This window comes from Klebsiella sp. CN_Kp100 (genome assembly GCF_040065315.1).
Lineage (GTDB): Bacteria > Pseudomonadota > Gammaproteobacteria > Enterobacterales > Enterobacteriaceae > Klebsiella > Klebsiella oxytoca.
In genome coordinates this window covers 194,430-217,467 of sequence record NZ_JBEAIJ010000058.1, presented here as the reverse complement: position 1 = coordinate 217,467, position 23,038 = coordinate 194,430, and the positions used below count along the sequence as shown (strand labels likewise).

The 23,038-nt window shown below is 57.0% G+C and carries 23 protein-coding genes and 1 other annotated feature; of the genes, 10 read left to right on the top strand and 13 right to left on the bottom strand.

Annotation, left to right across the window (positions count from 1 at the left end):
- Positions 1–9: 9 nt before the first annotated feature.
- From ABLV12_RS25525 to ABLV12_RS25515, 3 genes are read left to right on the top strand one after another with little or no spacing between them, the layout of a single operon-like run.
- Complete coding sequence (locus ABLV12_RS25525) at positions 10–2,556, top strand: TcfC E-set like domain-containing protein (protein ID WP_004113187.1); 2,547 nt, start codon at positions 10–12, stop codon at positions 2,554–2,556.
- Between the two features lies 1 nt (position 2,557).
- Positions 2,558–4,156 (top strand): fimbrial protein, encoded by a 1,599-nt coding sequence (locus ABLV12_RS25520; RefSeq protein ID WP_224314039.1) that lies wholly within the window; start codon positions 2,558–2,560, stop codon positions 4,154–4,156.
- An 11-nt stretch (positions 4,157–4,167) separates the two neighbouring features.
- The gene (locus tag ABLV12_RS25515) at positions 4,168–4,836 is read left to right on the top strand and encodes a molecular chaperone (protein ID WP_348867454.1); all 669 of its coding nucleotides are present in this window, start codon (positions 4,168–4,170) and stop codon (positions 4,834–4,836) included.
- On the opposite strand, the gene ABLV12_RS25510 is transcribed toward ABLV12_RS25515, so the two are convergent.
- From ABLV12_RS25510 to ABLV12_RS25480, 7 genes are all read right to left on the bottom strand, one after another.
- On the bottom strand, positions 4,826–4,969 hold the full coding sequence (locus ABLV12_RS25510; RefSeq protein WP_004102219.1) for a hypothetical protein: 144 nt from the start codon (positions 4,967–4,969) through the stop codon (positions 4,826–4,828). The two genes, ABLV12_RS25515 and ABLV12_RS25510, sit on opposite strands and share 11 nt — an antisense overlap.
- Positions 4,970–5,214: 245 nt before the next feature.
- Positions 5,215–6,135 (bottom strand): carbohydrate kinase, encoded by a 921-nt coding sequence (locus ABLV12_RS25505; RefSeq protein WP_105890219.1) that lies wholly within the window; start codon positions 6,133–6,135, stop codon positions 5,215–5,217.
- Positions 6,132–7,502, bottom strand: coding sequence for a hypothetical protein (locus ABLV12_RS25500; RefSeq protein WP_348867453.1), 1,371 nt, complete (start codon positions 7,500–7,502; stop codon positions 6,132–6,134). The genes ABLV12_RS25505 and ABLV12_RS25500 overlap by 4 nt, the downstream gene beginning before the upstream one ends.
- Positions 7,503–7,579: 77 nt before the next feature.
- On the bottom strand, positions 7,580–8,599 hold the full coding sequence (locus ABLV12_RS25495; protein WP_224299591.1) for a ribose ABC transporter permease: 1,020 nt from the start codon (positions 8,597–8,599) through the stop codon (positions 7,580–7,582).
- Positions 8,586–10,118 (bottom strand): sugar ABC transporter ATP-binding protein, encoded by a 1,533-nt coding sequence (locus ABLV12_RS25490; RefSeq protein WP_032728295.1) that lies wholly within the window; start codon positions 10,116–10,118, stop codon positions 8,586–8,588. The genes ABLV12_RS25495 and ABLV12_RS25490 overlap by 14 nt, the downstream gene beginning before the upstream one ends.
- A gap of 64 nt (positions 10,119–10,182) precedes the next feature.
- Complete coding sequence (locus tag ABLV12_RS25485; RefSeq protein WP_004102208.1) at positions 10,183–11,136, bottom strand: ABC transporter substrate-binding protein; 954 nt, start codon at positions 11,134–11,136, stop codon at positions 10,183–10,185.
- A gap of 249 nt (positions 11,137–11,385) precedes the next feature.
- Complete coding sequence (locus ABLV12_RS25480) at positions 11,386–12,417, bottom strand: LacI family DNA-binding transcriptional regulator (RefSeq protein ID WP_201505975.1); 1,032 nt, start codon at positions 12,415–12,417, stop codon at positions 11,386–11,388.
- Positions 12,418–12,783: 366 nt separating this feature from the next.
- Between ABLV12_RS25480 and ABLV12_RS25475 the strand changes: the two genes are divergently transcribed.
- The gene (locus ABLV12_RS25475; protein WP_047719817.1) at positions 12,784–13,407 is read left to right on the top strand and encodes a DUF1062 domain-containing protein; all 624 of its coding nucleotides are present in this window, start codon (positions 12,784–12,786) and stop codon (positions 13,405–13,407) included.
- A 200-nt stretch (positions 13,408–13,607) separates the two neighbouring features.
- Entirely contained in the window at positions 13,608–14,210 is a 603-nt protein-coding gene (locus ABLV12_RS25470) for a DJ-1/PfpI family protein (protein WP_201505974.1), read from the top strand.
- Between the two features lie 133 nt (positions 14,211–14,343).
- Here ABLV12_RS25470 and ABLV12_RS25465 read toward each other — a convergent pair whose 3' ends face one another.
- From ABLV12_RS25465 to trpB, 5 genes are all read right to left on the bottom strand, one after another.
- Complete coding sequence (locus tag ABLV12_RS25465; RefSeq protein ID WP_004102202.1) at positions 14,344–14,736, bottom strand: VOC family protein; 393 nt, start codon at positions 14,734–14,736, stop codon at positions 14,344–14,346.
- Between the two features lie 132 nt (positions 14,737–14,868).
- On the bottom strand, positions 14,869–15,441 hold the full coding sequence (locus ABLV12_RS25460; RefSeq protein ID WP_004102200.1) for a DUF1349 domain-containing protein: 573 nt from the start codon (positions 15,439–15,441) through the stop codon (positions 14,869–14,871).
- Positions 15,441–16,040, bottom strand: a complete 600-nt coding sequence (locus ABLV12_RS25455; protein ID WP_017145840.1) for a dienelactone hydrolase family protein — start codon at positions 16,038–16,040, stop codon at positions 15,441–15,443. The genes ABLV12_RS25460 and ABLV12_RS25455 overlap by 1 nt, the downstream gene beginning before the upstream one ends.
- A gap of 200 nt (positions 16,041–16,240) precedes the next feature.
- Positions 16,241–17,053 carry a tryptophan synthase subunit alpha gene (gene trpA, locus ABLV12_RS25450; RefSeq protein ID WP_325905667.1) on the bottom strand — a complete coding sequence of 271 codons (813 nt, stop codon included), beginning with the start codon at positions 17,051–17,053 and terminating at the stop codon, positions 16,241–16,243.
- The gene (gene trpB / locus ABLV12_RS25445; protein ID WP_348867452.1) at positions 17,053–18,246 is read right to left on the bottom strand and encodes a tryptophan synthase subunit beta; all 1,194 of its coding nucleotides are present in this window, start codon (positions 18,244–18,246) and stop codon (positions 17,053–17,055) included. Before trpB ends, trpA begins: the two co-directional genes overlap by 1 nt.
- 146 nt (positions 18,247–18,392) lie before the next feature.
- Positions 18,393–18,487, bottom strand: a sequence feature (Trp leader region).
- A 224-nt stretch (positions 18,488–18,711) separates the two neighbouring features.
- Between trpB and ABLV12_RS25440 the strand changes: the two genes are divergently transcribed.
- From ABLV12_RS25440 to ABLV12_RS25420, 5 genes are all read left to right on the top strand, one after another.
- The gene (locus tag ABLV12_RS25440) at positions 18,712–19,620 is read left to right on the top strand and encodes a LysR family transcriptional regulator (RefSeq protein WP_201505971.1); all 909 of its coding nucleotides are present in this window, start codon (positions 18,712–18,714) and stop codon (positions 19,618–19,620) included.
- 98 nt (positions 19,621–19,718) lie between these two features.
- Entirely contained in the window at positions 19,719–20,315 is a 597-nt protein-coding gene (locus ABLV12_RS25435) for an NAD(P)H-dependent oxidoreductase (protein ID WP_032746045.1), read from the top strand.
- Positions 20,316–20,336: 21 nt separating this feature from the next.
- Positions 20,337–21,137, top strand: coding sequence for a carboxymuconolactone decarboxylase family protein (locus ABLV12_RS25430; protein ID WP_064372129.1), 801 nt, complete (start codon positions 20,337–20,339; stop codon positions 21,135–21,137).
- A 4-nt stretch (positions 21,138–21,141) separates the two neighbouring features.
- Positions 21,142–21,570 carry a cyclophilin-like fold protein gene (locus ABLV12_RS25425; RefSeq protein WP_064395937.1) on the top strand — a complete coding sequence of 143 codons (429 nt, stop codon included), beginning with the start codon at positions 21,142–21,144 and terminating at the stop codon, positions 21,568–21,570.
- Between the two features lie 232 nt (positions 21,571–21,802).
- Entirely contained in the window at positions 21,803–22,639 is an 837-nt protein-coding gene (locus ABLV12_RS25420; protein ID WP_348867451.1) for an alpha/beta hydrolase, read from the top strand.
- A 42-nt stretch (positions 22,640–22,681) separates the two neighbouring features.
- Here ABLV12_RS25420 and ABLV12_RS25415 read toward each other — a convergent pair whose 3' ends face one another.
- Complete coding sequence (locus ABLV12_RS25415; protein WP_064344355.1) at positions 22,682–22,900, bottom strand: YdcH family protein; 219 nt, start codon at positions 22,898–22,900, stop codon at positions 22,682–22,684.
- Positions 22,901–23,038 lie beyond the last annotated feature (138 nt).

The window sequence follows — 23,038 nt, the reverse complement described above, 5'->3', positions numbered from 1 at the left end:
GAATTACAGATGTCAGGATGGTTATTCAGAAAAGGAATGCTGCTGCCGGGAATATGTCTCGTCTGTACCGTCGATGCTTCAGCCAACGAAAGCGCGGGCAGAGCGACGCTGCTGCGGGTGGGGGATTATGTTATTCCGCCCGTTTTTGCTGATGCGCTTAAGCAGGGGATGCGGGTACCGGTTTTTATCCGCTACAAAGAGGCGGAGCTGCCGTCGCGCAGTCGGCAAAAAATCGCCGATGCGCTGATTGCGACCAAGGACGGGGCGCTGACGATCCGCGAACTGACGCTGCTCTCCACGCCGGATAACCTGTCGCTATCTGCGCCGGTAGAGGAGATTGTCAATGGTCTGCAGGACCAACAATTTTCTGCGGATATGACGCTGCGTCTCTCCGGCGCGGCGCAGATCACTTTCGACGTCCGGGCATTTTACCTTGAAATGACCGTCGATCGCAGCGCGCTGGCGGCGACGACGCTTGCCAGGCACAGCGTTTTGGGCGACTCAACCGCCGGTGCGCCGTCGAACGTGCTCAATTATACCTTTGGTACTTATCATCACCGTTATAACGGCTACGACGGCACCAGCAGCTACCTGACGCTGGATAACACCGCGGCATTTCGCGAGCACCACGTGAATATCAACGGCTCTTTCTACGGTATCGGCTCTGGCGACAGCAGCGGTAACCTCTACCGGGCGATGTATGAGCGCGATATGGCAGGCCAACGCCTGGCGTTGGGAATGGTCGATACCTGGAATCTACAATCCATCGCCAGCATGAGCGCGCTGAATTCCAGCCGCATCTACGGCGTGAGCTATGGCAATAAAAGCAACTCGCGCCTTGAAGATACCGCCCTGTCCCTGACGCCGATTACCGTCTTTTTACCGGCGGCGGGCGAAGTGCATATTCTGCGCGATGGCAAATTACTGAGCATTCAGAACTTTGCGATGGGCAGCTACGAAGTCAATACCGCAACGCTGCCGTTCGGCATATATCAGGTTGAGGTGCAGGTTGTGATCAACGGCAAAGTGGCCAGCAGCCGCACGGAACAGATTAACAAAACCTACGCCCGTCGCTCGAGCGTCACCGAGCGCTGGTCGTGGCAAGTATTCGGCGGAATGCTCGAATACCATAAAACCGACTATCGACCACAACATGCCCGGCGCGAGGGGAAGCAGGAAACCTGGCTTAGCGGCGGCGCGGCGGCGGTCACGCTGCCCTGGCTCGCCGGGACTGGGTTTAAAACCACGCTATACGGTTTCGACAGCAACGCCGTAAACGAAAGCGAAGTGGATGTGATGTTCAACGAACGTCTGCGGGTTAATCAGCAGGTTTTGCTGGCCAACGACGGCAGCAGGAAAAGCATCACCACCCTCAATCTGAGTCTGCCTGCGGGCTATGGTTCACTTTGGGGTTCGCGAGAATTTACGCATATTGGCAATCACTTACCGCTGCGCAAAGGGGATTACTTTACCTGGGGGACAACGCTGCCGCTGCAATCGCTGACGCCCTACCTCGGCACATTGACCTTCAGCCGTACGGAAAACTACAGTAACAAAACGCGTTATAACAACCTTGATTACTCGCAGACGCTGGCGTCGGGGCGCTACGGTACCGTTACCCTGAGAACCGGGGTGCAGAATTACCACTATCAGCGCAACCAGGACACCACGCGGGATAAATACATTAACCTCGATTTTTCGTTGCCGCTGGCGGCGTGGTTCAGCGCCGGGGTTTCCAGCGAAAACGGCAACATGCTGGCGAATATGGCGCTCAGAAAACGCTTCGCCGATAGCGCCATAACTCAGGCGGGCATCTCAGCTTCCCGGCGGTTAAAAAGCAAAGAGAGCGAGAGCTACCGCAGCGATAAACGGGCGATCAATGGTTTTGCCAGCTACGACACTAAATACAGCAGCGGCACGCTATCCGCCACCCATGCTTCGGATAACAGTACCAACCTCAATTTCAGTACCCTGGGCAGCGTCGCCTGGGCCGGAAAAGATGTTGTTCCGGCCAAAGGAAGCCATACATCGGGGGTGCTGATCCATACCGATTTCCGCGACAACGCCACTATGACTGCCAAAATTAACGGCCAGCATTACCCGCTCAGCGGCCAGAAAAACTTTATTCCGCTGCCCGCCTATGGGCGCTACAGCGTGGAGCTGATGAATGACAAACGCAGCGCCGATAGCGTGGATATCGTCAGCGGCAGAAGCCATCAGGCGGTGCTGTATCCCGGTAATGTGGACGTTATTCGTCCGGAGATAAAACAGCTGGTTACGGTGTTTGGCCGCATTCGGCGCGATAACGGCACCGTCGCCGCCCACCTCGATATTCATAATCACATCGGCAAAGGGCGCACCGATGGACAGGGAGAATTCGCCATGGATGTTGATAAACGCTATCCGACCATCACTCTGGTCGAAAAAAACGGACAGCGCTGCGAGCTGGAGCTGAATCTGCAGGAAGCGCGCGGCGCGGTGTGGATGGGGGACCTGCAGTGCGAGGCGCAGATGCGTATGGCGGTACAGGGGGAGGGGCAGCGTGACACCTGGTAAACTGATTTGCGGCCTGGCGCTGGGCGCTTGCCTGGCGTCCACGTCATTCCAGAGCCTGGCGGTGAAAGCCAGCAGCAGCGGCTCGGGGAAAAATGACTATATGTTTATTGAAAACCATGTCGATAACGAATATTTCGTTACCCCCGGCAGCCTGGACCCGCGCTTTTCCGGCGCAAACGTCTGGACCCGCTACTCGACGAAGCAGCGCAGTCTGGGCTATATGGGCTACGTCAGCTGGAGCTATCGATCCTACTACTACGATATGTGGTTGTCGGACTCGCCGGTGAATTCACCGTTTATCGGCATTCGCTGTATGACCACCGGCGCCGACTGCCCGTCGCAGGGCTATATTTCCGGCGAGGTCATTGATAGTGAAGGTTTTTATCATACGATGTCCGGAAGCTCTTTGAACAATGGCGGCACCGGCTACGCCACGTTCTCCCCGGCAATGTATGAATATCTGCGCAACCGTCAGCCTGGCGAGAGCGATGCCTTTGTGCTCAATCTTTGTTACACCAAAACTAATTACGATGCGGCATCCGGCCAGCGCTGTCGGGATCTCGCCTCGGGCGCGACGTGGCGTTATTACACCATCAATGCCACTAAAGTCGGGCATTTAACGCTGAACAGCACCGGCGCGCTGGCGGAAATCTGGATTGCCAGCGACGGCACGCCCAGCGTCAATATCGGTAGCGAGCACTGCGAGGTCAGTATCGTCGGCGGCGAAAGTGGGATGACCTGTAAAATGGTGTCGTATCGCTATCGTCAAACCAAGCGGGTGACCTCTTCTCTGTCATTTGAAATGGTGGTCGATACCGCCAGGCTGGGCTTTAGTCCGGCGTCTAAAACCATCAAATATAGCGGCAATGGATCCACCTGGTATAACTGGAGCGCTTCCACTACCTATAGCAACGTCTTTACCCCCGAAGGCCAGTACGTTTATGTGTTCCTCTCGAAAACCTTTTTCCAGAACCTGATCCAACGCGGAATTAGCATTACCAATAACGACGATTTGTTTACCTTCTTCTTTGATAACAGTAACACCGCGCAGTCCGGGTTCTATCAGTTTACGGCGTCGAGTATGATCAATATTCTGCCGAAAGAGTATGGGATCAGTATTGTGTCCACGGACGGCAATGCTGCGCCGAAAGAGTCGGGCAATATCGGCGACCCGACGCCGATCGGCTTTGAATATCAGGTAACCGTCTCCTCCGAGCGTATGGCGGACGCGGTGACGGCTCAGGTGATCGGCGAAGGCACCTCTATTGATGGTGTCTCATACTGCCTGTTTACGTCGCAAGAGGGCGGCTGGCAGGTGCCGATCCCGGCCTTTCTCTCCTGGACGGCATCCACCGGAGAAACCCGCACCAGCCGCAATAGCTGCATCGATGCGGAGATCGATATGACCGCTGCGCGCTGGACGCAAACGCCGTGGAATGCGGCAATTGATGACGGCTACTATTTCACCACCCGCCTGCAGCTGCTGTTTCCGATGGACGATCCACGCTCCAGACGCACTCTCGACGGCAGCGACTGGATGGGAACGGTCAACGCGAGCGGCGAGGTCAGAGTGACCGCCAAATGGCTGGGCGTCGAGTGAGAGGCAGATTAATGAAAGCCGCTGCTATGCTGTTGGCCGCGTCGCCGCTGGCGGCGGCAGGGGCGTTTTTTAATGCCGTCGTGTATGAGATGCCCTCCGACCGAGCCTTTATCTCGCAGCCGCTGTATAACGACACGCCGCGTAATAATATGTACTCCATCGCGGCGTGGAAAATTGCCAAACCCGGCGCGGGGAATGAAGCGGTTCTGCCTAATCAGGGCGAACTGCTCTACGCCCCGCTGCGCTTCAATTTACCGCCGGGAAGCAGTGAATATTTCCGTCTCTATTACAAAGGCCCTGAAGATAATCAGGAGCGCTATTATCGCGTGGTATTCAAAGAGACGCCGGTGACGCTGATACCTTTCAGGACGACGCCGCAAAAGATGGATGTGCTGCCGGTGGTGGCGATGAGCACTATTCTGGTCGTCAGGCCGCGTCAGCAGCGCCTGGAGTGGCAGATAGATGAACGCCAGGGGGAGATTTACAATAGCGGAAATACGTTTTTTCGGGTGATTGTTCACCAGGGATGCGCGGGGAGTGATGAACGCGCCACGCAGCTGTATCTGCTGCCGGGCGAACGCTATCGCGACGCGGCTCTGGCAGGGAAAAACAGAAAATTCGTGGTGGCCAATCAGCGCTACTTTCCGTTGGGGAAGGCGTGCCCTGATTCTATTCAGTGAGCAACAGGGATTCGACCATCAGCTGCGCCAGCAGCAGCAGCAGGGCAATCAGCGCCAGCCATTTCGCGGGACGAAGCTTATGCTCCGGAATAGAGGTATTACGTAAGCGCACGAGCCATGGAGTATTTTTCATTATTGACGTCCTGTCCCTGATGTCTGTCAGCGAGATCGGCAGAAAATAGATCACGATCTAATTGTCTGATATTAATGGATTAGTAGGTAATAACCCATGATTAAATGAAGCTGGTTTAGCTTTCATTCAATAATTGGGACATAAATCATATCCACAATAAATAAAGATGATGGTCCATCCATAAACGCTATTTTCAGACCATCATCCGGTCGCCTGGGGTTTACAAGGGGTGGCGTCCTCCGTCTTCAGAGCTCATGGTCCCACGGCGGGTTAGCCCCCGGCCTGGAGACCGTCACCGCGGCGGCGCGCATACCGAGATCGACCGCGCGTCGCACCTGTTCTCGTGACAGTGTCACTAATTTAGGCTTCTCAAGGAGTCCGGCCTGCGAAAGGCTGGCGAGAATACCGGCATTGACCGTATCCCCGGCGCCGACGGTATCGGCAACCGTTACGCGAATCCCTGGAACATGAAGATGGAAATTAGCGGTCCAGGCATCGGCGCCGTCAGCCCCGCGGGTGACCACGATAAGCTTTGGTCCCAGAGCAAGCCAACGGCGTATGACCGCGTGTTCTTCGCCGGGTTCGGCAAACCACGCGAGGTCCTCATCGGAAAGCTTGACGATATCCGCCAGAGCAATCATCCGCATCATGCGCGCCAGGTGTTTCTGCCGGTCCTGGATGAAGATTTCACGAATATTGGGGTCGAGGAACATCACCCGGCGCGGCGCCTCTCTTACCATCAGCGCTTCATAAACGCTGCCGCACGGTTCGGCTATCAGGCTGATGCAGCCGAACAGGACGGCAGATACGTCATCACCGAGCGTCGGCAGGTCGCTTTCAGTCAGCATTCTGCCGGCGCTATTCTCATCGTAAAAGGTATAGCGCGCCTGTCCGCCTTCCAGCCTGACAAAGGCCAGCGTGGTCGGTAGCGGCGCGCGGGTTGAGGGCGAATAATCCACGCCGGAAGCGTCAAGCGTGTGGCGCAGCTTGTCACCCATAAAATCGTCCGATAAACCGGAAAACAGCGCGACCGCCATCCCCTGGCGCCCCAGGGCAATGGCGGTATTGAACGCCGCGCCGCCGACGCAGGGCGTAAAGGCGGGAGCATTTTCACGGCTCCGGCAGGGCAGCATATCGATCAGGGCTTCTCCGCAGCAAAGGATCATGGCTTTTCCTCCTGACTCACCGCGACCTGCGGCGGCGTTTCCAGGTTGTCGGCTACCTGCATCCAGTTGTTAGCAAATATCCCGCAGGCGGTCTTGATATCGACCCCGACCGGGAGCTCCGGACACTCGTTTTCCCCGTTGCTGCCCCAGTTCACCCAACCGGACTGACGGCGCTGGACTATCTGAAACGCGCCGGAGGGGCGGGAGGTCCACCAGATCATCGCCCGGCCGCTCGCTGAATCGTACTCGACGGTTTTACTGGCTGGTCCCGGGAACACGGTTTCATCCGGCATGGCGGAAACGTTGACGGGAGAATCAGTCAGGCGCCATTCCCGTTCATTCAGGTCGGCGCGAACGTGCGCCCGGGCGCGCACAACGCCAAGCCTTTCGCGGATTTCAGCTTCATCCAGCACGTTTTCCCAGCGGCAGAACATTCGCCAGTAAAGATCCCAGTGAGCGGAGGCCATATCGGCGAGCTGTTCGCGGAATTCGGCAAATTTCGGGCTCTGGTTTTCAGAGGTGGTAACGGTATGAGCCACCATGGCGACCAGCTCTTCGGCGTAGGGGTCGCCTGCGCGATAGCGGGTACCGCCGTAGGCCGCGAAGCGGTCAAACAGCAGTTTTCCCGGACCGCTTTCAAACTCGTCGCCGACGGTGATCTTGTTGGTCACCGAACGCCCGTTGATGACCGTCGAAAAGTCATCCACCCCGTAGCGCCGCTGAAACCACGGGGTATTCCAGCTGAACTTCCAGTCGATGGTGAAGTGCTTACCGCGCAGCTCCGCTAATAACCCATCGGGGATCGTGCCGTGCATGCGATAGTGATGATAGACCGGGCCTTCCTCAACAATTTCAATATCAACGAGGGTATGTTCCGGCGGGTTAATCAGCCCATTTTCCGGGGTAAAGAACGGACCGTAAAAACCGCCGATGGCGTTATTCCCGGAAGGAAGCAGCTCGACGTTGTCCTGCAAACAGCGAAAATGGCGCAGCCCCCACTTGGATGAACCCACGCCCTGGGCGGTTCCCCGACACATTTCCAGATCGAAGCAGCCGGTATTGAGGCGGACAAAACAGTCTTTCTCCCGGCCAGGCAGGCGGTGGATACCAGCGACTTCACCGACTTCAGCCGCCGTTAGCGGCCGCTCAAGCCGCATCCGGAGCGTGCCGCTGAAGCTTACCGTAGCGATAAAGGCGGTACTGTTTTGCGTCGACTCATGAGTGAGGCGCTGGCAAAGGATCCGCTGGTCCTCGCTGGTGATTGCCCACCACAGGGGCTCCTGCAGTTTCTCCGGGAGAGTAAACGTAATCGGTTCGCGATCCCGGGTACCGTTCATCGGGTCCGTCAGCGTAATGTGATATGTCATGGGCGTAGACTCCATTAAAATTTAAGCATGCGAAGACCCGCCGCCAGCGCGGCGGATAAACAAAGCGTCAGGGAAAGCTAGCGGGTACGGCCGATCTCTTTTTTCCGCCAGAAGGTAAACAGTTCCGGATGCTGCTTCAGTCCGTCAATCGCCACGGCAAGAATGATGACGATGCCTTTAATCAATAGCTGGGTGAAAAAGGGGACGCTCAGCAGAATCAGGCCGGTGCTGAGCACGCCGAGAATTATCGATCCAATCAGGGTGCCGATAATTCGCCCGCGTCCTCCGGCGAGGCTGGTGCCGCCCAGCACTACCGCCGCAATGGCGTCCAGTTCATATCCCGTACCCGCCGTAGGCTGGGCGGAAATGACCCGGGCGGCGAAGATAATGCCCGCCAGACCCGCGCAGACGCCGGCAATCATATAAACCGCCGCCAGTACGCGTTTTACCCGGACGCCGGCCAGGCGCGCGGCCTGGGCGTTGCCGCCGACGGCATAGATATGACGACCGAACCGCGTGCGCTCAAGAATGAACCACGCCAGCAGATAAACCACCAGCATAATAATGACCGGAACAGGGATGCCGGCGAGATAGCCATTCCCCAGCTCGCGGAAGCTCAGGCTACTCGATACAATAGGTTGCCCTTCGGTAATGGTGTAGGCCATCCCGCGCAGGAAGGTCATTGTGCCGAGAGTGACGATAAAGGGCGCAAGAGCGAGATAGGCGGTGAGCACGCCGTTCAGCAGACCGCAGAGCGCGCCCACGCCCACGCCGGCCAGAATCGCCAGCGGCGCAGGGATCCCGGCCATCGCCGCAACCACCGAGATCACGCCGGAGACGGCGACGATAGACCCGACGGACAAATCAATTCCGCTGGTTAAAATGACGAAAGTCATGCCCGCCGCCAGAATAGCGTTGACGGAAATCGAGCGGGCGATATTCAGCAGATTATCGACGCGGTTAAAGTTTGGCGCAAAGGTCGACATCAGGATCAGCAGCACCAGCAGAACGATTAAGATCCCCACCCGATCCCACCATTTCGCAAAATCAAACGGCGCTTTGACCGGCAGTTCCGTCACAGGTTTATTGTTGTCCATGGCATTCTCCGGATTGACTGGTAAAGGTTCCTGTTGCGTGCAGCATCACTTCTTCTTCCGTTGCTGAATATGAGGGTAACTGGTGAACGATTCGGCCGCCGCGCATAACCAGCACGCGGTCGCTGATGCCGATGGCCTCCGGTAAATCGGAGGAGATCACCAGAATGGCTTTCCCGGCGCGGGCGAGTTTGTCGATCAGTTCGTAAATTTCCCTTTTGGCGCCGATATCCACGCCGCGGGTCGGTTCATCGAGGATAAGCAGCCTCGAATCGCGCAGCAGCCAGCGCGCCAGCGCCGCTTTCTGCTGGTTTCCGCCGGACAGGGCGCTGACGGGCAGTTCGACCGCATTTTCCCGCAGCCGTAACCGGCGCATCTGCTCAAGGACGGCGGCGCGGATGGTTTTGCGTTTAACCACGCCGCTGGCGACAAAGTTCTCCAGCGAGCTGATATCAATGTTGTGCTCAACCGAATGGCCCAGAAACAGGCCCTGGGTTTTGCGGTCCTCGGTCACCATCCCGATTCCGTCGGCAATGGCGGCGGTGGGATCTGACGGCTGGCTTACCTTGCCGTTAATACGTACGCTTCCCTGGGTGCGAGGGTCGGCGCCGAATAACAGGCGGGCCACTTCGGTTCGGCCAGAGCCAACCAGCCCGGACATGCTGACGACTTCGCCCGCTTTGACCTCAAAGGAGACCGGGCCGGTTGCGCTACCCGCCAGATCCGCGACCTCCAGCAGTACTTTGCCGGGCGTACGCGGTTCGTGCTGATAGAGATCGACGATTTGCCGGCCGACCATCATGCGTACGATATCGGTGGTCGAGACGCTGCTCAGGGTTTCCGTGCCGATCCACGTACCGTCCCTGAACACCGTGACCCGGTTTGCCAGCTGCCATACCTCTTCCATGCGGTGCGAGATGTAGACCATCCCGACCCCATCCTGACGCATCTGCTCGATCAGCCGGTAAAGCTGGAGGGTCTCCGCCCGCGACAGGGCGGCGGTCGGCTCATCAAGCACCAGTACTTTTGCGTTTTCACTGACGGCGCGGGCGATCTCGACCATTTGCTGACGTCCGATGCTCAACGAGCCGAGCGGCGCCTGCGGGTCGATGTCCGCGTTAATCCGGTCCAGCTTCTCCCGGGCCTCCCGGAGCATCCGTTTGCGATCGAGAATACCGGCGAAAGAGGTCGGTTCCTGGCCGAGAAACAGATTTTCCGCCACCGTCATATCGGGAACCGTATTCAGCTCCTGATGGATGATGGCGATGCCATATTTGCGCGCATCTCTTGGCGTGCGAATATCAATCTCCTGCCCGTTGATATAGATCGCGCCGCTATCGCGCTGCTCGTTTCCGGAGAGGATCTTCATCAGCGTGGATTTACCCGCGCCGTTTTCCCCCATCAGGGCATGGACCTCTCCGGCGAATAAATCAAAGCGTACGTTGTTCAGCGCGAGGGTCGCGCCGTAGCGTTTTGAAATCCCTTCCAGCCTGAGCAAGGGGGGTGAAGTGATGTCGGCCATTGTCTTTGCCCTCCGGGATGAACCCAATTGTCATCCCGTTTTTGCCTCTTGAGTGATGATGTGATTACCAGCCCGGATAGCTATCTACGTTGTCGCGCGTGACCAGCACGCTGGGGATCAATACGGTAGGGGACGCAATAGGCTTGCCGTCAACCATATCCTGAGCAAGCGAGATGGCCTGGCGCACCATTTCGCCCGGGTTTTGCGTGGCGGTGCCGATAAAAGGTGAGCCGCTGCGCTTGAGTTCTTCAACCGCTTCCGGGCTGCCGTCTACGCCGGTGACTTTAATCGCACCGGCTTTGCCGGCCTGCTCAACGGCCAGCACCGCGCCGAGCGCCGAAGGATCGTTCATACCGAAAATACCGGAGACATCCGGATTGGCGGTGAGCATATCGGTGGTGACCATCAGGCCTGAAGCGCGGTCGTTGCGCGATGCCTGCTGCCCGACGATTTTGATATCCGGATATTTTTGCGCGACGTTTTTACAGCCTTTGATGCGGTCAATAATGGTTTGAATCGGCGTGCCGTCCACCAGCAGCACTTTGCCTTTGCCGCCCATCTGGCTGAACAGATATTCGCAGGAGGTTTCGCCGGCCTGGATGGCATTGGTCATGATCGCCGCGTCAGCGCCCCTGGCGGGCGTATCGACCGCGATAACGATAATTCCGGCGGCTTTTGCCCGCTGAATGGCCGGCTCGATGCCGGACTCATCGACGGCGGAAATAATGATCAGATCCACTTTCTGCTGAATAAAGGCGTCAATCTGCGTGTTCTGGTTTGCCAGATCGACCTGCGCATCTTGTACGTTAAGGGTTGCGCCGATTTTTGCCGCGGCCTGCTTTGCGTTCCTTTCCATTGCCGAGAAGAAGGGGTTGGACATGTCCTGGACCATTAAGCCGATGTGGGATATTTTTTTGCCCTCCTGCGGCGCGGCGCTGGCGGCGGGGATAAATCCTGTCATGGTGGTGATTACCGCAGTAACCGCGACAGCCAGAAATGCTTTGCGAAGTTTGGTCATATTCTGTTCCTTTCATTATCGTGTGGTATGACGTACGGCCAGGTGTGGGGAAGCCTCAGAAATAATCCCCTGATGTTGTTTTTTTACTGGCGGCCGATTATTCAGCCGTTATTTAAATCTCAAAATGATTAGAGAGGGCTGGCAAACGCGTTGCTAACGCTTTGCCGCTGTTAGCCGGCCCGCGCGCGCGAAGCGGCGTCGGGCAAGTCCATTCGGACGAAACGTTGTCAGCAATCTCTATAATGTCTTTTAATTGTTATGCGTTTTTTTACAGCCGCAGGACTGGCGAATAACCAGCTCGGCGGGAACTTTACGTTGGGTGTTGATTTCTCCTTTCCCTTCCGGGTTAATTAACTGGATAAGCATTTCAGCCGACTGTCTGCCAATCTCTTCGCTATTTTCATTGAGCACCGTCAGCGGCGGATTTAATAGCGGCGCCCAGTCGAATTCGTCGTAGGCAATCAGGGCCATATCCTCTGGAATGGCTATCTGGCGCTGCTGGAGCTGTTTGAGCGAACCCAGCAGAATAGGGTTGTTACCGGCAATAAGGGCATCCGGCAGCGCTTTCTGGTGGTCGAGGTACTGGCTCAGTTTGTCAGCAGCCGACTGCGCGTCGTTTTCCGTTTCGACAACTTCAAGCGTAGCGCCGCACCGCTCGGCGGCCTCGCGTATCCCGTGCTCGCGTTCAAAACGCGTGGTCCAGCGGTCCGGGTAGATAAGGAGCAGCCAGTTTTTATAGCCGTGCTGCGCCAGATGGTTTCCCACCAGCAGGCTGGCATGGTAATTGTCGGTCGTGACGCTGGGAAAGTTGTGCTCGCCGCGGGGCGGAGAATCAACGAAGACGACCGGGATATCCCATTTCGCCAGCAGAGTCAGGCTTTCCGGCTGCAGCGTCACGGTCGAAATGATCCCGGCCATCCGTGACTCGATCAGGCGGTTAATCATCCGTTCTTCCTGCGCGCGGTCGTAGATGCCGTTGACCGCAATATCGCCAAGCACCACGGTCCACTGCGAAGGCTGCAGCATCTGCTGAATGCCGGACATCAGGTTGAGATAGTAAGAGTTCGACGCATGGGCGGTGATCACCGCCACCGAGTCTCTGCTCGAACGGCGTAGCGCCTGGGCCGCGCGGTTGGGTACGTAGCCGAGCTCTCGCGCCACTTTTAAAATCAGCTCCCGGCTGTCGTCAGCGACGCCATCGCCACCGTTTAGCGCGCGCGAAACGGTAAACATGGAAAATCCCGTCGCTTCGCTCACATCCCGCATCGTTGCTTTACGCATTTTTCGCTCTCTGCTTTTAAGAAATTACCTGCGATATAAACGGTTATTGTCTGTACCTAAACGTTTATGAGAGTAAACATAAACGTTTAGGTTTGTTTGATCAGTGAGCCGCTTCTCGTTTTGTGAACAGAAGGTAAATAACGTTGTTTGTGAATGATTTCTATGAATTTATTGATTTAATGCATATTTGACCCGCCAGCCGCTTTGGTATTCTTGGCCTCTTCATTAGCGGTCAGACAGGGTAGTCGCGTTGGAAATCTTTTTTTAACCCACTGAAAAGTATTCTCTAAATATTTTTCACATTGCAAATATCACGGTCCGTTATCGACGGATCCGCTTTTGTATGGGTTAAAAAAAAGGTTCACCATGAAAGTCACATGGAACGTCAGCCCTGCGGGCTACCAGCTGCTAAGCAAACGCTGTCCCGCCTGCCATGGGCAGCAGAAATTCACGCCATCCGGAGCCTTCCGGATCAATTCGCAAAAAAAACAGCTCGATGTCTGGAGTATCTATAAGTGCGTCCGCTGCGCATACACCTGGAACATCAGCCTGTTCTCTCGTTTACCCGTCAGTAAAATAGATCCACACCTCTATGAGCGACTCATGGCAAACGATAAATCTGCTGCAGAGGACTACTCTCACGATTTGCAGGTTCTGCGGCGCAATAGCGCGTTGTTAGCGGGTTCGCCTGAATTCGTCGTACGGGAAGGCTGGCGAATCAGCCTTGTCCGTGCTGCTCAGGTCAGCGTCAACGTCTACGTCGAGCGCGCTTTTCAGGTCAGCTTACTGGCGGTGCTACGTAGACAGCTCGGCCTTAGCGGCAGCGCGATCCGCAAATGTCTGGCGGCGGGCGATATCGCCGGAATTACGCTGAAAGAGCTACGTTCGCCGAGGATACGGCCGGAAGGATACAGGCTTTATATCGTGAAGGAACTTCTTCTGGCGCGCAGGCGAATTTCATTAAATACCGGCTCAGATCTCAGGAGATGATAGCCCGTTTCCCCGGAGAGATTGCTATCCGGGGAGCTGACTCGCAAAAATGGAGCCCGGTTGTCCACGGTGGAAAAATAACCTTGCCTTTCTTACTGTGCATTTATACAGTTTCTGGCGACGGCGCGGCGACCAGTGTCGATCGGCTCGCCGAATATTGCGACGGCAAATTCTGTTTAAAAAAGGAGAAAACCCTGTCTATGGATACGCGTAAAGAAGTGCTGTTTGTCCTCATCCAGGAGTATGCCGACTGGGAGTTTTCGCTGCTGGCGCCCGGCCTGCGCCGGGGGTTTGGCGTATGGGAGCCGCGCTACGAAGTCAGGACCGTAGCTGCGGATGAGGGGCCCGTGAGGTCAATTGGCGGGGTGCGCTGTCTGCCGGATTATACCTTCCAGACGCTACCTGATGACTACGCTGCTCTGGTGCTGGTGGGAGGAATGAACTGGTGGGGAGAGGAGGCTCAGCGGGTTGTGCCTCTGGTTCAGCAAGCGCAGGCGCGGCAGATCGTCGTCGGCGCAATATGCGATGCTTCGGCATTCCTCGGCGCACACGGTTTTCTTAATGATGTTGACCATACCTCCAACGGCCTGGCATACCTGCAGAGCAGGGCGGGGTCAGCCTATCGCGGCGCCTCACGGTACAAAAACGTGCCATCGGTGCGCGACGGCAACCTGGTCACCGCCAACGGCGTTGGTTTTCTGGATTTTACCTGCAATATGCTGTCTGCCTTAAACGCGGCCCGCCAGGAAGAGATCGAAGCCATGAGGGCGACCTTTACGTCGGGAATGTTTACCGAGGGCTGATGCGGACAAAGCCGCATTCTGCATCGTAGTGGGCTGCGGTCGTCTCATCAGGCTAACCGCATCCGGCGCGCCGCTCAGAGACAGACAGGGTTTCGCAATGGACAACCCTGCCTGAATTTGCCGGCCAGCGGCCTCAGTCGGCGTTTGCGTAATAAACAAACGCCAGCTTATTGCCGTCCGGATCTCTGACGTAGGCGCTGTGGAAACCTTCACCGTACTGCGGGCGATGTCCCGGAGCGCCTTCATCGCTTCCTCCCAGACTGAGCGCCAGCTGATGCAGCTGCTGAATATGCTCAACCGAACGTGCGTTCAGAGCCACCATAACGCCGTTGCCGGTTGTTGCCTGCTGCTGATTAAACGGTTGGCCAACGCACAGCCCGATGGTGCTGTTTCCGCTGAATGTCCCCCACGATGCGCCTTGATCGCTTCGGCCGCTTTGCGGCTGCCCCAGCATCTCCATCAAAGGATCGTAAAAACGAATGGCGCGCGGCAGATCGTTAGTGCCGAGCATAATATAGGAAAACATGACGCCTCCTCCTTTTCGCCTGCAAGTTGTTGCCAATCTAGCAGCAAGGTGAAATGTCATGCAGTCCCGGCAGCCAGAAATCATACCTTCGTCGCGATTATTCAGCGAAAGCGTCCGCCCTGGGGGCTCCCCTCAGCTTAAATCGTGCAAATCTTTATCGTTGGCCGGCAGCAGCGATATTTCGTCGAAATTAACCCGCAGGCCGCTGCGCTGCGGCGTACAGCACATGATGCCCACTTTCGCGGCGCCGGTCGGAAAAGGGCACAGCCGCAGTAGCGGCCACTGGTGGCCATCCGTTGAGTACTGCAGGCGCAGCGCTTCGCCCCGACGGGTCAGGCGCAGCCAGAACTCGGCGGGGTTGCCTGGAAAAATGCCGGTGGCCCAGTCTGAAGTTCCCAGCGTCAGTACGCTACCGATGGCGGGCGCGCCGTCGTTGTACTCGATACCGGCCTTAAGCCAGTGCCGGGCGTCCTGCATTAACATAATCCCCGCCTGGTCATACAGGGTGCTGAAATCTGCGCGCACCCGCACCTGAAAGGTGAAATCCCCCGCGGCTTCCGTGGCATAGATATGCCCGGAGAAGCGCTCAAACCCGTACCAGGTTTCGCGCCAGAAGTCGGTTTCCTCATCGGTTACGACGCTAAGTGAGCCGTCCTCTTCCGACCATGTCGCGGGTTCGTTAATCCATTGAAATACCTGTTGCATCAGGCCTCCTGTCTTTGCTGAATAAGCGTTAAAAACTGCAGCGTGTCTTCGTCTGCCTGCTGCGTAAGGCGCGGATCCCACGCCGGACTGTCAGCGTCGCAAAAGCCGTGCTGCGCATTGAACATCCGGCAGGTCACGGAGGGAACGTTCTCCAGCTGATCTTGCATTACCCGGGGATCGAACGCCGGTTCCTCGCTGGCGAGAATCACCAGCGTCGGGCAGGGCGGCGCAACGTCGCTGTAGTGGCGGATCCGCGAGCCGTAGTGGCAAATCGCGGCGTTGCAGAAACCGCTTCTGGCGGCCAGCCAGGCCAAGGTGGCGCCCACGCTATAGCCGATGAGGATTAGCATGCCATATTTTGTTTTCAGCTCGGCCAGCAGCGACTCAATGGCGGTGGTGTCGAATCCGACGTTATCGTTAAAGTGACGCCAGGCTTGCTCCTGCTGCTCATAGGCGAACGGCGCAGAGTGGGGAAAAAGCGCTGGCGTGTAGACATCGAAGCCGCGGCTGCGCCAGGTCGCGGCGGTTCGCTGAATATGCGCATTAATGCCGTAGATTTCATGCAGCAGGATGATGGCTTTATCACACTCAGGTAACATAAATGCGCCTCGGTCGGATAAAAACAGGATTGTCAGGTGGCCGAATGATGGTGTCTGGGGAAACGGGCTAAATTTTGCAGCACTCAGGCCAGAGCAGCAAGCTCCCTTTTTACGTTACCCTGCATATCCCTTAGCGGCCAGGCGATATTGCCGGTGATGGATATTCATCACCACCGGCATTTTGCCGCATTAACCCCACGCTATGTTGGCCTGACGGTGGCTGTTTTCAGGTTGCGGGCGAAAGCCTTCAACTGACAGAGCATCGCCTCCCGATCGTCCTGGTGTTGTTCGATGATTTTCACTATTGCTGAGCCGGAAATAGCCCCGGCGGCTCCCGCTTTCATGGCATCCGCCACCTGTTCCGGGGTTGAAATACCAAACCCCTGAATCGGCGGTGGCGCCTGATAGTCACCAAGCTTAGAGACCAGATGTTCCAGCGGCAGCGCGGCGCGTTTTTCCGCGCCGGTTACGCCCGCCCGCGACAGCAGGTAGGTGTAACCGCGGCCGTGAGCGGCAATGTGTCGCAGCAGCTCATCGTCCGCATTGGGTGGGCAGATAAACACGGGCGCAATATCATGGCGCATCGCGGCCTCGCGGAACGGCGCCGACTCTTCGTACGGGACGTCTGCTACCAGTACAGAATCGACGCCCGCGCGGGCGCAGGTGGCATAAAACGTCTCGATTCCCCGGTTATACACCAGGTTTGCGTACATCAGCAGACCGATGGGCAGCGCCGGATACCTGGCGCGAATGGCGGCCAGCATGTCAAAGCAGCGCGCAGGGGTGACGTTGGCTGCAAACGCGCGCAGGGCGGCATTTTGTATTGTCGGGCCGTCGGCCAGCGGATCGGAGAAGGGAATCCCCAGTTCCAGCGCATCGGCTCCGCCCTCGATCAGCGCATCGATAATTTGCAGCGACAGATCCGGCTGCGGGTCGCCGAGCATCACGAAGGGAATGAACGCGCCTTCTCCCCGAGTTTGCAGTCGCGAAAACATATCGTTATAGCGTTTCATCACATTTCTCCTCGCGCTTGCAGAATGTCGTGCACGGTAAATATGTCCTTATCGCCGCGGCCGGAAAGGTTCACCACCAGCAGCTGCTCTTGTTGTGGATTGTCGCGCATCATTCTTAAGGCATGCGCGAGGGCGTGGGATGACTCAAGTGCCGGAATAATGCCTTCAGAACGGCTCAGGGTTTTAAATGCCGCCAGCGCTTCATCGTCGGTGACCGAAACGTATTCCGCGCGGCCAATACTGTTCAGATAGGCATGCTGCGGCCCGACGGCCGGGAAATCGAGGCCGGCGGAAATAGAGCAGGACTCTTTGATCTGGCCGTCATCGGTTTGCATCAGCGGCGTTTTCATGCCGAAATAGATGCCGGTCCGCCCGTGTTTCAACGGCGCGCCGTGTTCCCCTGTCTCGATACCCAGGCCAGCGGGCTCAACGCCAATCAGTCCGACCTGGGGCGTGTCGATAAAGTCAGCGAACATGCCGATGGCGTTGGAACCTCCGCCAACGCAGGCGATAACCGCATCCGGCAGGCGCCCCTCTTTTTCGAGGATCTGCGCTTTGGTCTCTTCGCCGATGATGCGCTGAAATTCGCGTACGATAGTCGGGAAAGGATGCGGGCCAGCGGCGGTGCCCAGCATAAAGTGGGCGGTCTCATAGCTCCCGGACCAGTCGCGCAGCGCTTCATTCGAAGCATCTTTCAGGGTGGCTGAGCCGCTGTGCACCGGGATCACTTCGGCCCCCATCAGGCGCATGCGGAAGACGTTTGGCGACTGACGTTCAATATCTTTTGCCCCCATGTAGATGCGGCATTTCAGGCCCAGCAGCGCGCTGGCCAGCGCCGAGGCCACGCCGTGCTGACCGGCGCCGGTTTCGGCAATAATTTCGGTTTTGCCCATCCGTTTTGCCAGCAGCGCCTGGCCGAGCACCTGATTAGTCTTATGCGCGCCGCCGTGCAGCAGATCTTCACGTTTGAGATACAGGGTAGTGCGCGTACCCTGCGTCAGGTTACGGCAGCGCGATAGCGCCGTCGGGCGACCGGCGTAGTTTTTCAATAGATGGGTTAATTCCGCCTGAAAGCGCGCATCTTCACGTGCGCTAACAAACGCCTCCTCCAGCTGGCGTAGCGCGGGGATGAGGATCTGCGGAACGTACGTACCGCCGAATTCGCCAAAGTAGGGGTTAAGTAAGGGACTCATTATTGCTCCTTGTTGTATGTGCAGTGTCTGATGATTCGGGGTCTGCCCCCGGAAAGGACGCTGCACATGAAGTGAAATCGGGTACTGCGCAGCGGCTCCCGGCTGCTTGCACTCCGGCAGATGCGTCCCATGCGTAAAATCCGGGCGAAAAAAAGCCCGCGTTTTAGCGGGCCGGGTATCGGTGTGCAAACTGCAGACGTGACGATACTGCCCGTTATCGGGAAGTACGCCACCAGCCGTGCAGATTCATGATGATTACGCGTTGCATTATTCGCTATCCTGAAATTTATCTTGTACTAGTAAACTAGTTTGATAGGTCAATGTCAATGGCATAATGATTGACGCCCAGAATCAATGGAGGCCGCTTTTCCGGCCAGGGCTGGCGTTACGCCAGATTGCTTTACGCCATCAAATCAAGGTAACGTTGTTTTTTCAGCTTATTTTCTATCTGGTTAGCGAGAACGTATGAATGTAAACCGTTCCGATATGGCCGACCTGGTCTATTTTTGCGCCATCGCTCGTCATCGCAGTTTTAGTAAGGCCGCCGTCGAGCTCGGCGTAAGCGCCTCGACGCTGAGCCATGCCCTGAAGGGGTTTGAGGCGCGGCTGGGCGTGCGTCTGCTGAACCGTACGACCAAAAGCGTAACCCTGACGGCGGCAGGCGAGAGTCTGGCCAGCGCGGTGAGCGAGCCGGTGGCCGCCATCGATGGCGCGATTGAACAGCTCAACCAGTTTCGCGACTCGCCTGCGGGACATATTCGGCTCAACGTCGCCGTCGAGGCAGCCACGCTGCTGCTGGCGCCGATCCTGCCCGTTTTTGCCGAACGCTATCCCGATATTGAGCTGGATATCGTGGCCAGTAACCGCATTGTTGATGTCACCGAAGCGCGTTTTGACGCCGGTATCCGCTATGGTGGAACCGTACCGGAAGATATGGTGGCGCAGCGCCTCTCCGCCGATGTGCGCTGGGTCGTCGCCGCGTCGCCCGATTATCTTGCCCGCTTCGGCGAGCCTCTGCACCCCAACGATCTTCAGCACCACCGCTGCGTCAGCAACCGTCTGGGAAACAATCGGATTTATAAATGGGAGTTTGAGCGCGGTGAAGAGCAGCTGACGATCAAAGTGCCGCCGCTGTTAACCGTCGATCTGGCGGAGACGGGCGTGGTGGCCATCCTTCAAGGATTCGGCCTGATGTACCTGCCGGAGCCGCTGATTAAGCAGCACGTCAGCGTGGGGCGCCTGCGTCTGGTGCTCACCGACTGGGCCTCTTACGGGCCGGGATTCTATATCTATTACTCCAGCCGACACCAGATCCCTACCGGATTGCGCCTGCTGATCGCGCTGGTCCGTGAACTGCAGCCGCTCGGTTTGTAGCCTGATTGATGAAAATGACTCACAGCCCCATTCGATAGCGAGGGCTGGCTCCTTCTTTTTGCGCGGCTTAACCTGTGGCAAAAGAGAAGGAGAGCTCAATGACATATTCGCCCCGCAATTTCGCCGGTCTGCTGTGGTTTGTGGCCATCGCCATCGTTCTGTTTAGTCATAACCGCGTCAGCCATGCCGCCGAGGTTAAAACGCTGGTTATCGTCTCTCATCCTTACCCTGAGCAATCGGTGTTGACGAAAGGTCTTGAAACCGCAGCGCAAAGCGTGCCCGGCGTGACCGTACGCAATCTTGAGACGCTTTACGGCTATGACAGCCGCAATATCAATGCCGATGCCGAGCGTCGATTGATGCGGGAACACTCGCGCGTCGTGTTTATCTTCCCGACCCACTGGTTCAACATCACGCCAATGATGAAGGCCTGGCTGAACGATACCTGGGGCAGCGTGGGGCCGGGCGTATGGCAGGGTAAAGAGATGCTGATTGTTACGACCGCCGCGGGAGGAGAATCGACATACGGCGAATCCGGGCGAACTGGCGTCAGCCTCGCCGACGTCTTCACGCCGATGAAGGCCAGCGCTCTGCATGCGGGAATGACCTGGCTTCCTCCGCTGGTTTTTCAGAGCGCCAGCCGCAGTCAACTGCCTGAGTACCAGCGTCAACTGGTGGAAAGGCTGAAGAATTAACGTGCCGGGAAGGAGTACAGGATGAAAGCTTTTATTGCCGCTGCGGCAATGTCGTTGATGCTGGGCGCGCCTGTCCAGGCAGAAGAAAAGAGAGGTGAAAAAATGGTTCCACTTAGCCCAACCGTACTGTCCGCTGAGGATGTACAGTCCGTCGCGCCCGCGCTTGTCCGCTTCGGCAGCGAGGTACTGATAGACGATCTCTGGCAGAGAAGTGAACTCTCGCGTCGCGATCGCAGCATCGTGACGGTGGCGATTTTGATCGCGCGTAACCAGCCCGCCGAGCTAAAACAGTATGTTGATGTTGCCCTGGATAACGCCGTCACGCCGGTCGAAATTTCCGAGATCATTACGCATCTGGCTTTTTATTCCGGCTGGCCTAACGCGATGGCCGCCGTTGCGGTCACGAAAGATATCTTTGCCGCCCGCGGTATCCGCCGCGAGCAGCTGGCTTCGGCATCTCCCGAGCTGCTGGCGCTTAATCAGGCGGCGGAAAATCAGCGCTCGTCAACGGTGGAGCACAACTTCGGCGCAATTTCGCCCGGGCTGGTGAAGTTTACCGCTCAACCGCTGTTTCTCGACCTGTGGCAGCGGCCGGGGCTGAAACCGCGCGATCGTAGTCTGGTGACGGTCAGCGCGCTGATCGCCGCCGGGCAAAGCGCGCAAATTGGCTACCACCTTAACCGGGCGATGGATAACGGCCTTACCGCGCAAGAGGCGGGGGAGATTGTTGCTCATGCCGCGTTCTATGCCGGCTGGCCAAACGCCTTTTCGGCAGTAGCGGTGGTGGGGGAAGTCCTGCGCGCTCGCGGTCTGGCAGGGTGAGCGGATGCTGAAAACGCTCGGTGCGGTGCTATCCATTTTGATCATGATGACGGGCGCGGCATCCGCCGCCGCCAGGGAGAACGCGGTGAAGATTGAGTTTGTATTTAAGGGCGTCACGGTCGTCGGCTTGCTGGACGAGAGCGTTGCGGCTAGTGCGTTTGTGGCGCAGCTGCCAATGACGGTGAAGCTTGAGGATTATGGTTCTACGGAAAAGATCGCCTGGCTGCCGGAGAAGCTGCGCGATGTGGATGCTGGCGAATCAATGACTCCGCGACGCGGCGATATGGCCTATTACGCGCCGTGGGGCAACCTGGCTATTTTTCGCGAAGACTTTCGCCACTCGCCCGGTCTGATAAAGCTCGGGCGGGTGGAAGAGGGACTGGCCTCGCTCGACCAGCCCGGCGCGGCAACGGTGACCATCAGGCGTTACTAAGTTTATCCAGCGTTAAATGACCCTGACGACTTTATTTAATGGGCTTTCTACAGCCCATTTGTTGAATTCTTTTCGCATCTCCGGCATCGCAAAAATCATCTACACTTTTTCTGCGCATCACTTTCAAACCTGACGAGACACGCTCGTTAAGGCTGAGCATCCGACCTTTACACCCGACCAACTGCAGGCGTCAGGCCCGCAGCCTTGTTTTCTCTTCAGAGGAGTTTGTAACATGGCATTTGTGACCACCAAAGACGGCGTCAACATTTACTTTAAGGACTGGGGCCCGAAAGAGGCGCAGCCCATCGTATTTCATCACGGCTGGCCATTAAGCGCCGATGATTGGGATAACCAGATGCTTTTCTTCCTGGCAGAAGGCTTCCGGGTGATTGCGATTGACCGACGCGGTCACGGTCGTTCAGATCAGGTGAGTGACGGTCACGATATGGATCATTATGCCGCCGATGCCTCCGCGGTGGCGGAGCATCTGGATCTGCATAACGCCGTTCATGTCGGGCACTCTACCGGCGGCGGGCAGGTCGCTCGCTACGTGGCGAAGTATGGACAACCGCAGGGGCGCGTTGCCAAAGCGGTGCTGATCAGTTCGGTTCCGCCCTTGATGGTCAAAACGGAGAGCAATCCTGGCGGGACGCCAGTTGAAGTCTTCGATGGTTTTCGCCAGGCGCTGGCTGCCAATCGCTCGCAGTTTTATCTCGACGTGGCGTCCGGCCCATTTTATGGCTTTAACCGCGAGGGCGCGGAGGTGTCCCTGGGCACTATTCAGAACTGGTGGCGGCAGGGCATGACCGGTAGCGCAAAAGCGCATTATGAGGGGATTAAAGCCTTCTCTGAAACCGACCAGACCGAAGATTTAAAAGCCATTACGCTGCCGGTGCTGGTGATGCAGGGCGATGACGATCAGGTGGTGCCTTATCAAAACGCGGCGATACTGCAGGATAAGCTGCTGCCGAACAGCCAGCTGAAAATTTATCCCGGCTTTCCGCATGGCATGCATACCTCCCACGCCGATGTGATTAACGCCGATCTGCTGGCGTTTATTCGCTCGTAGTCAGGCGGTATAAGAAGGCCGCCATGGCGGCGGCCTTATCGTCTATATCAGGCTTTCATGCTGGAGGATTTTGAGCATTTCATCCTTCAACATAAGTTTTTCTTTCTTCATCTGTACGAGCTCGAGACTGTATCCTTTGCCATCGACTCCTTCTATCCGGGAAATGTCGTGATCGAGTGCGTTATGTTTTTCGAATAGCGACTGAAAGCGCGGGTGCGTGGTTTTCAATCGAGAAATCAGCTCTCTGTATTCTGGAAACATGTACCTTCCTTGTTAATGGAGAAAGTGTGTACGACGACACACACATTCAGATTACCCATATGAATAAAATGGTAATGCGAACGAAGTCGCGTTTATGTTATGTAGCCATGAAATCTCAGGGGCCGGAGGCGGCCTGGA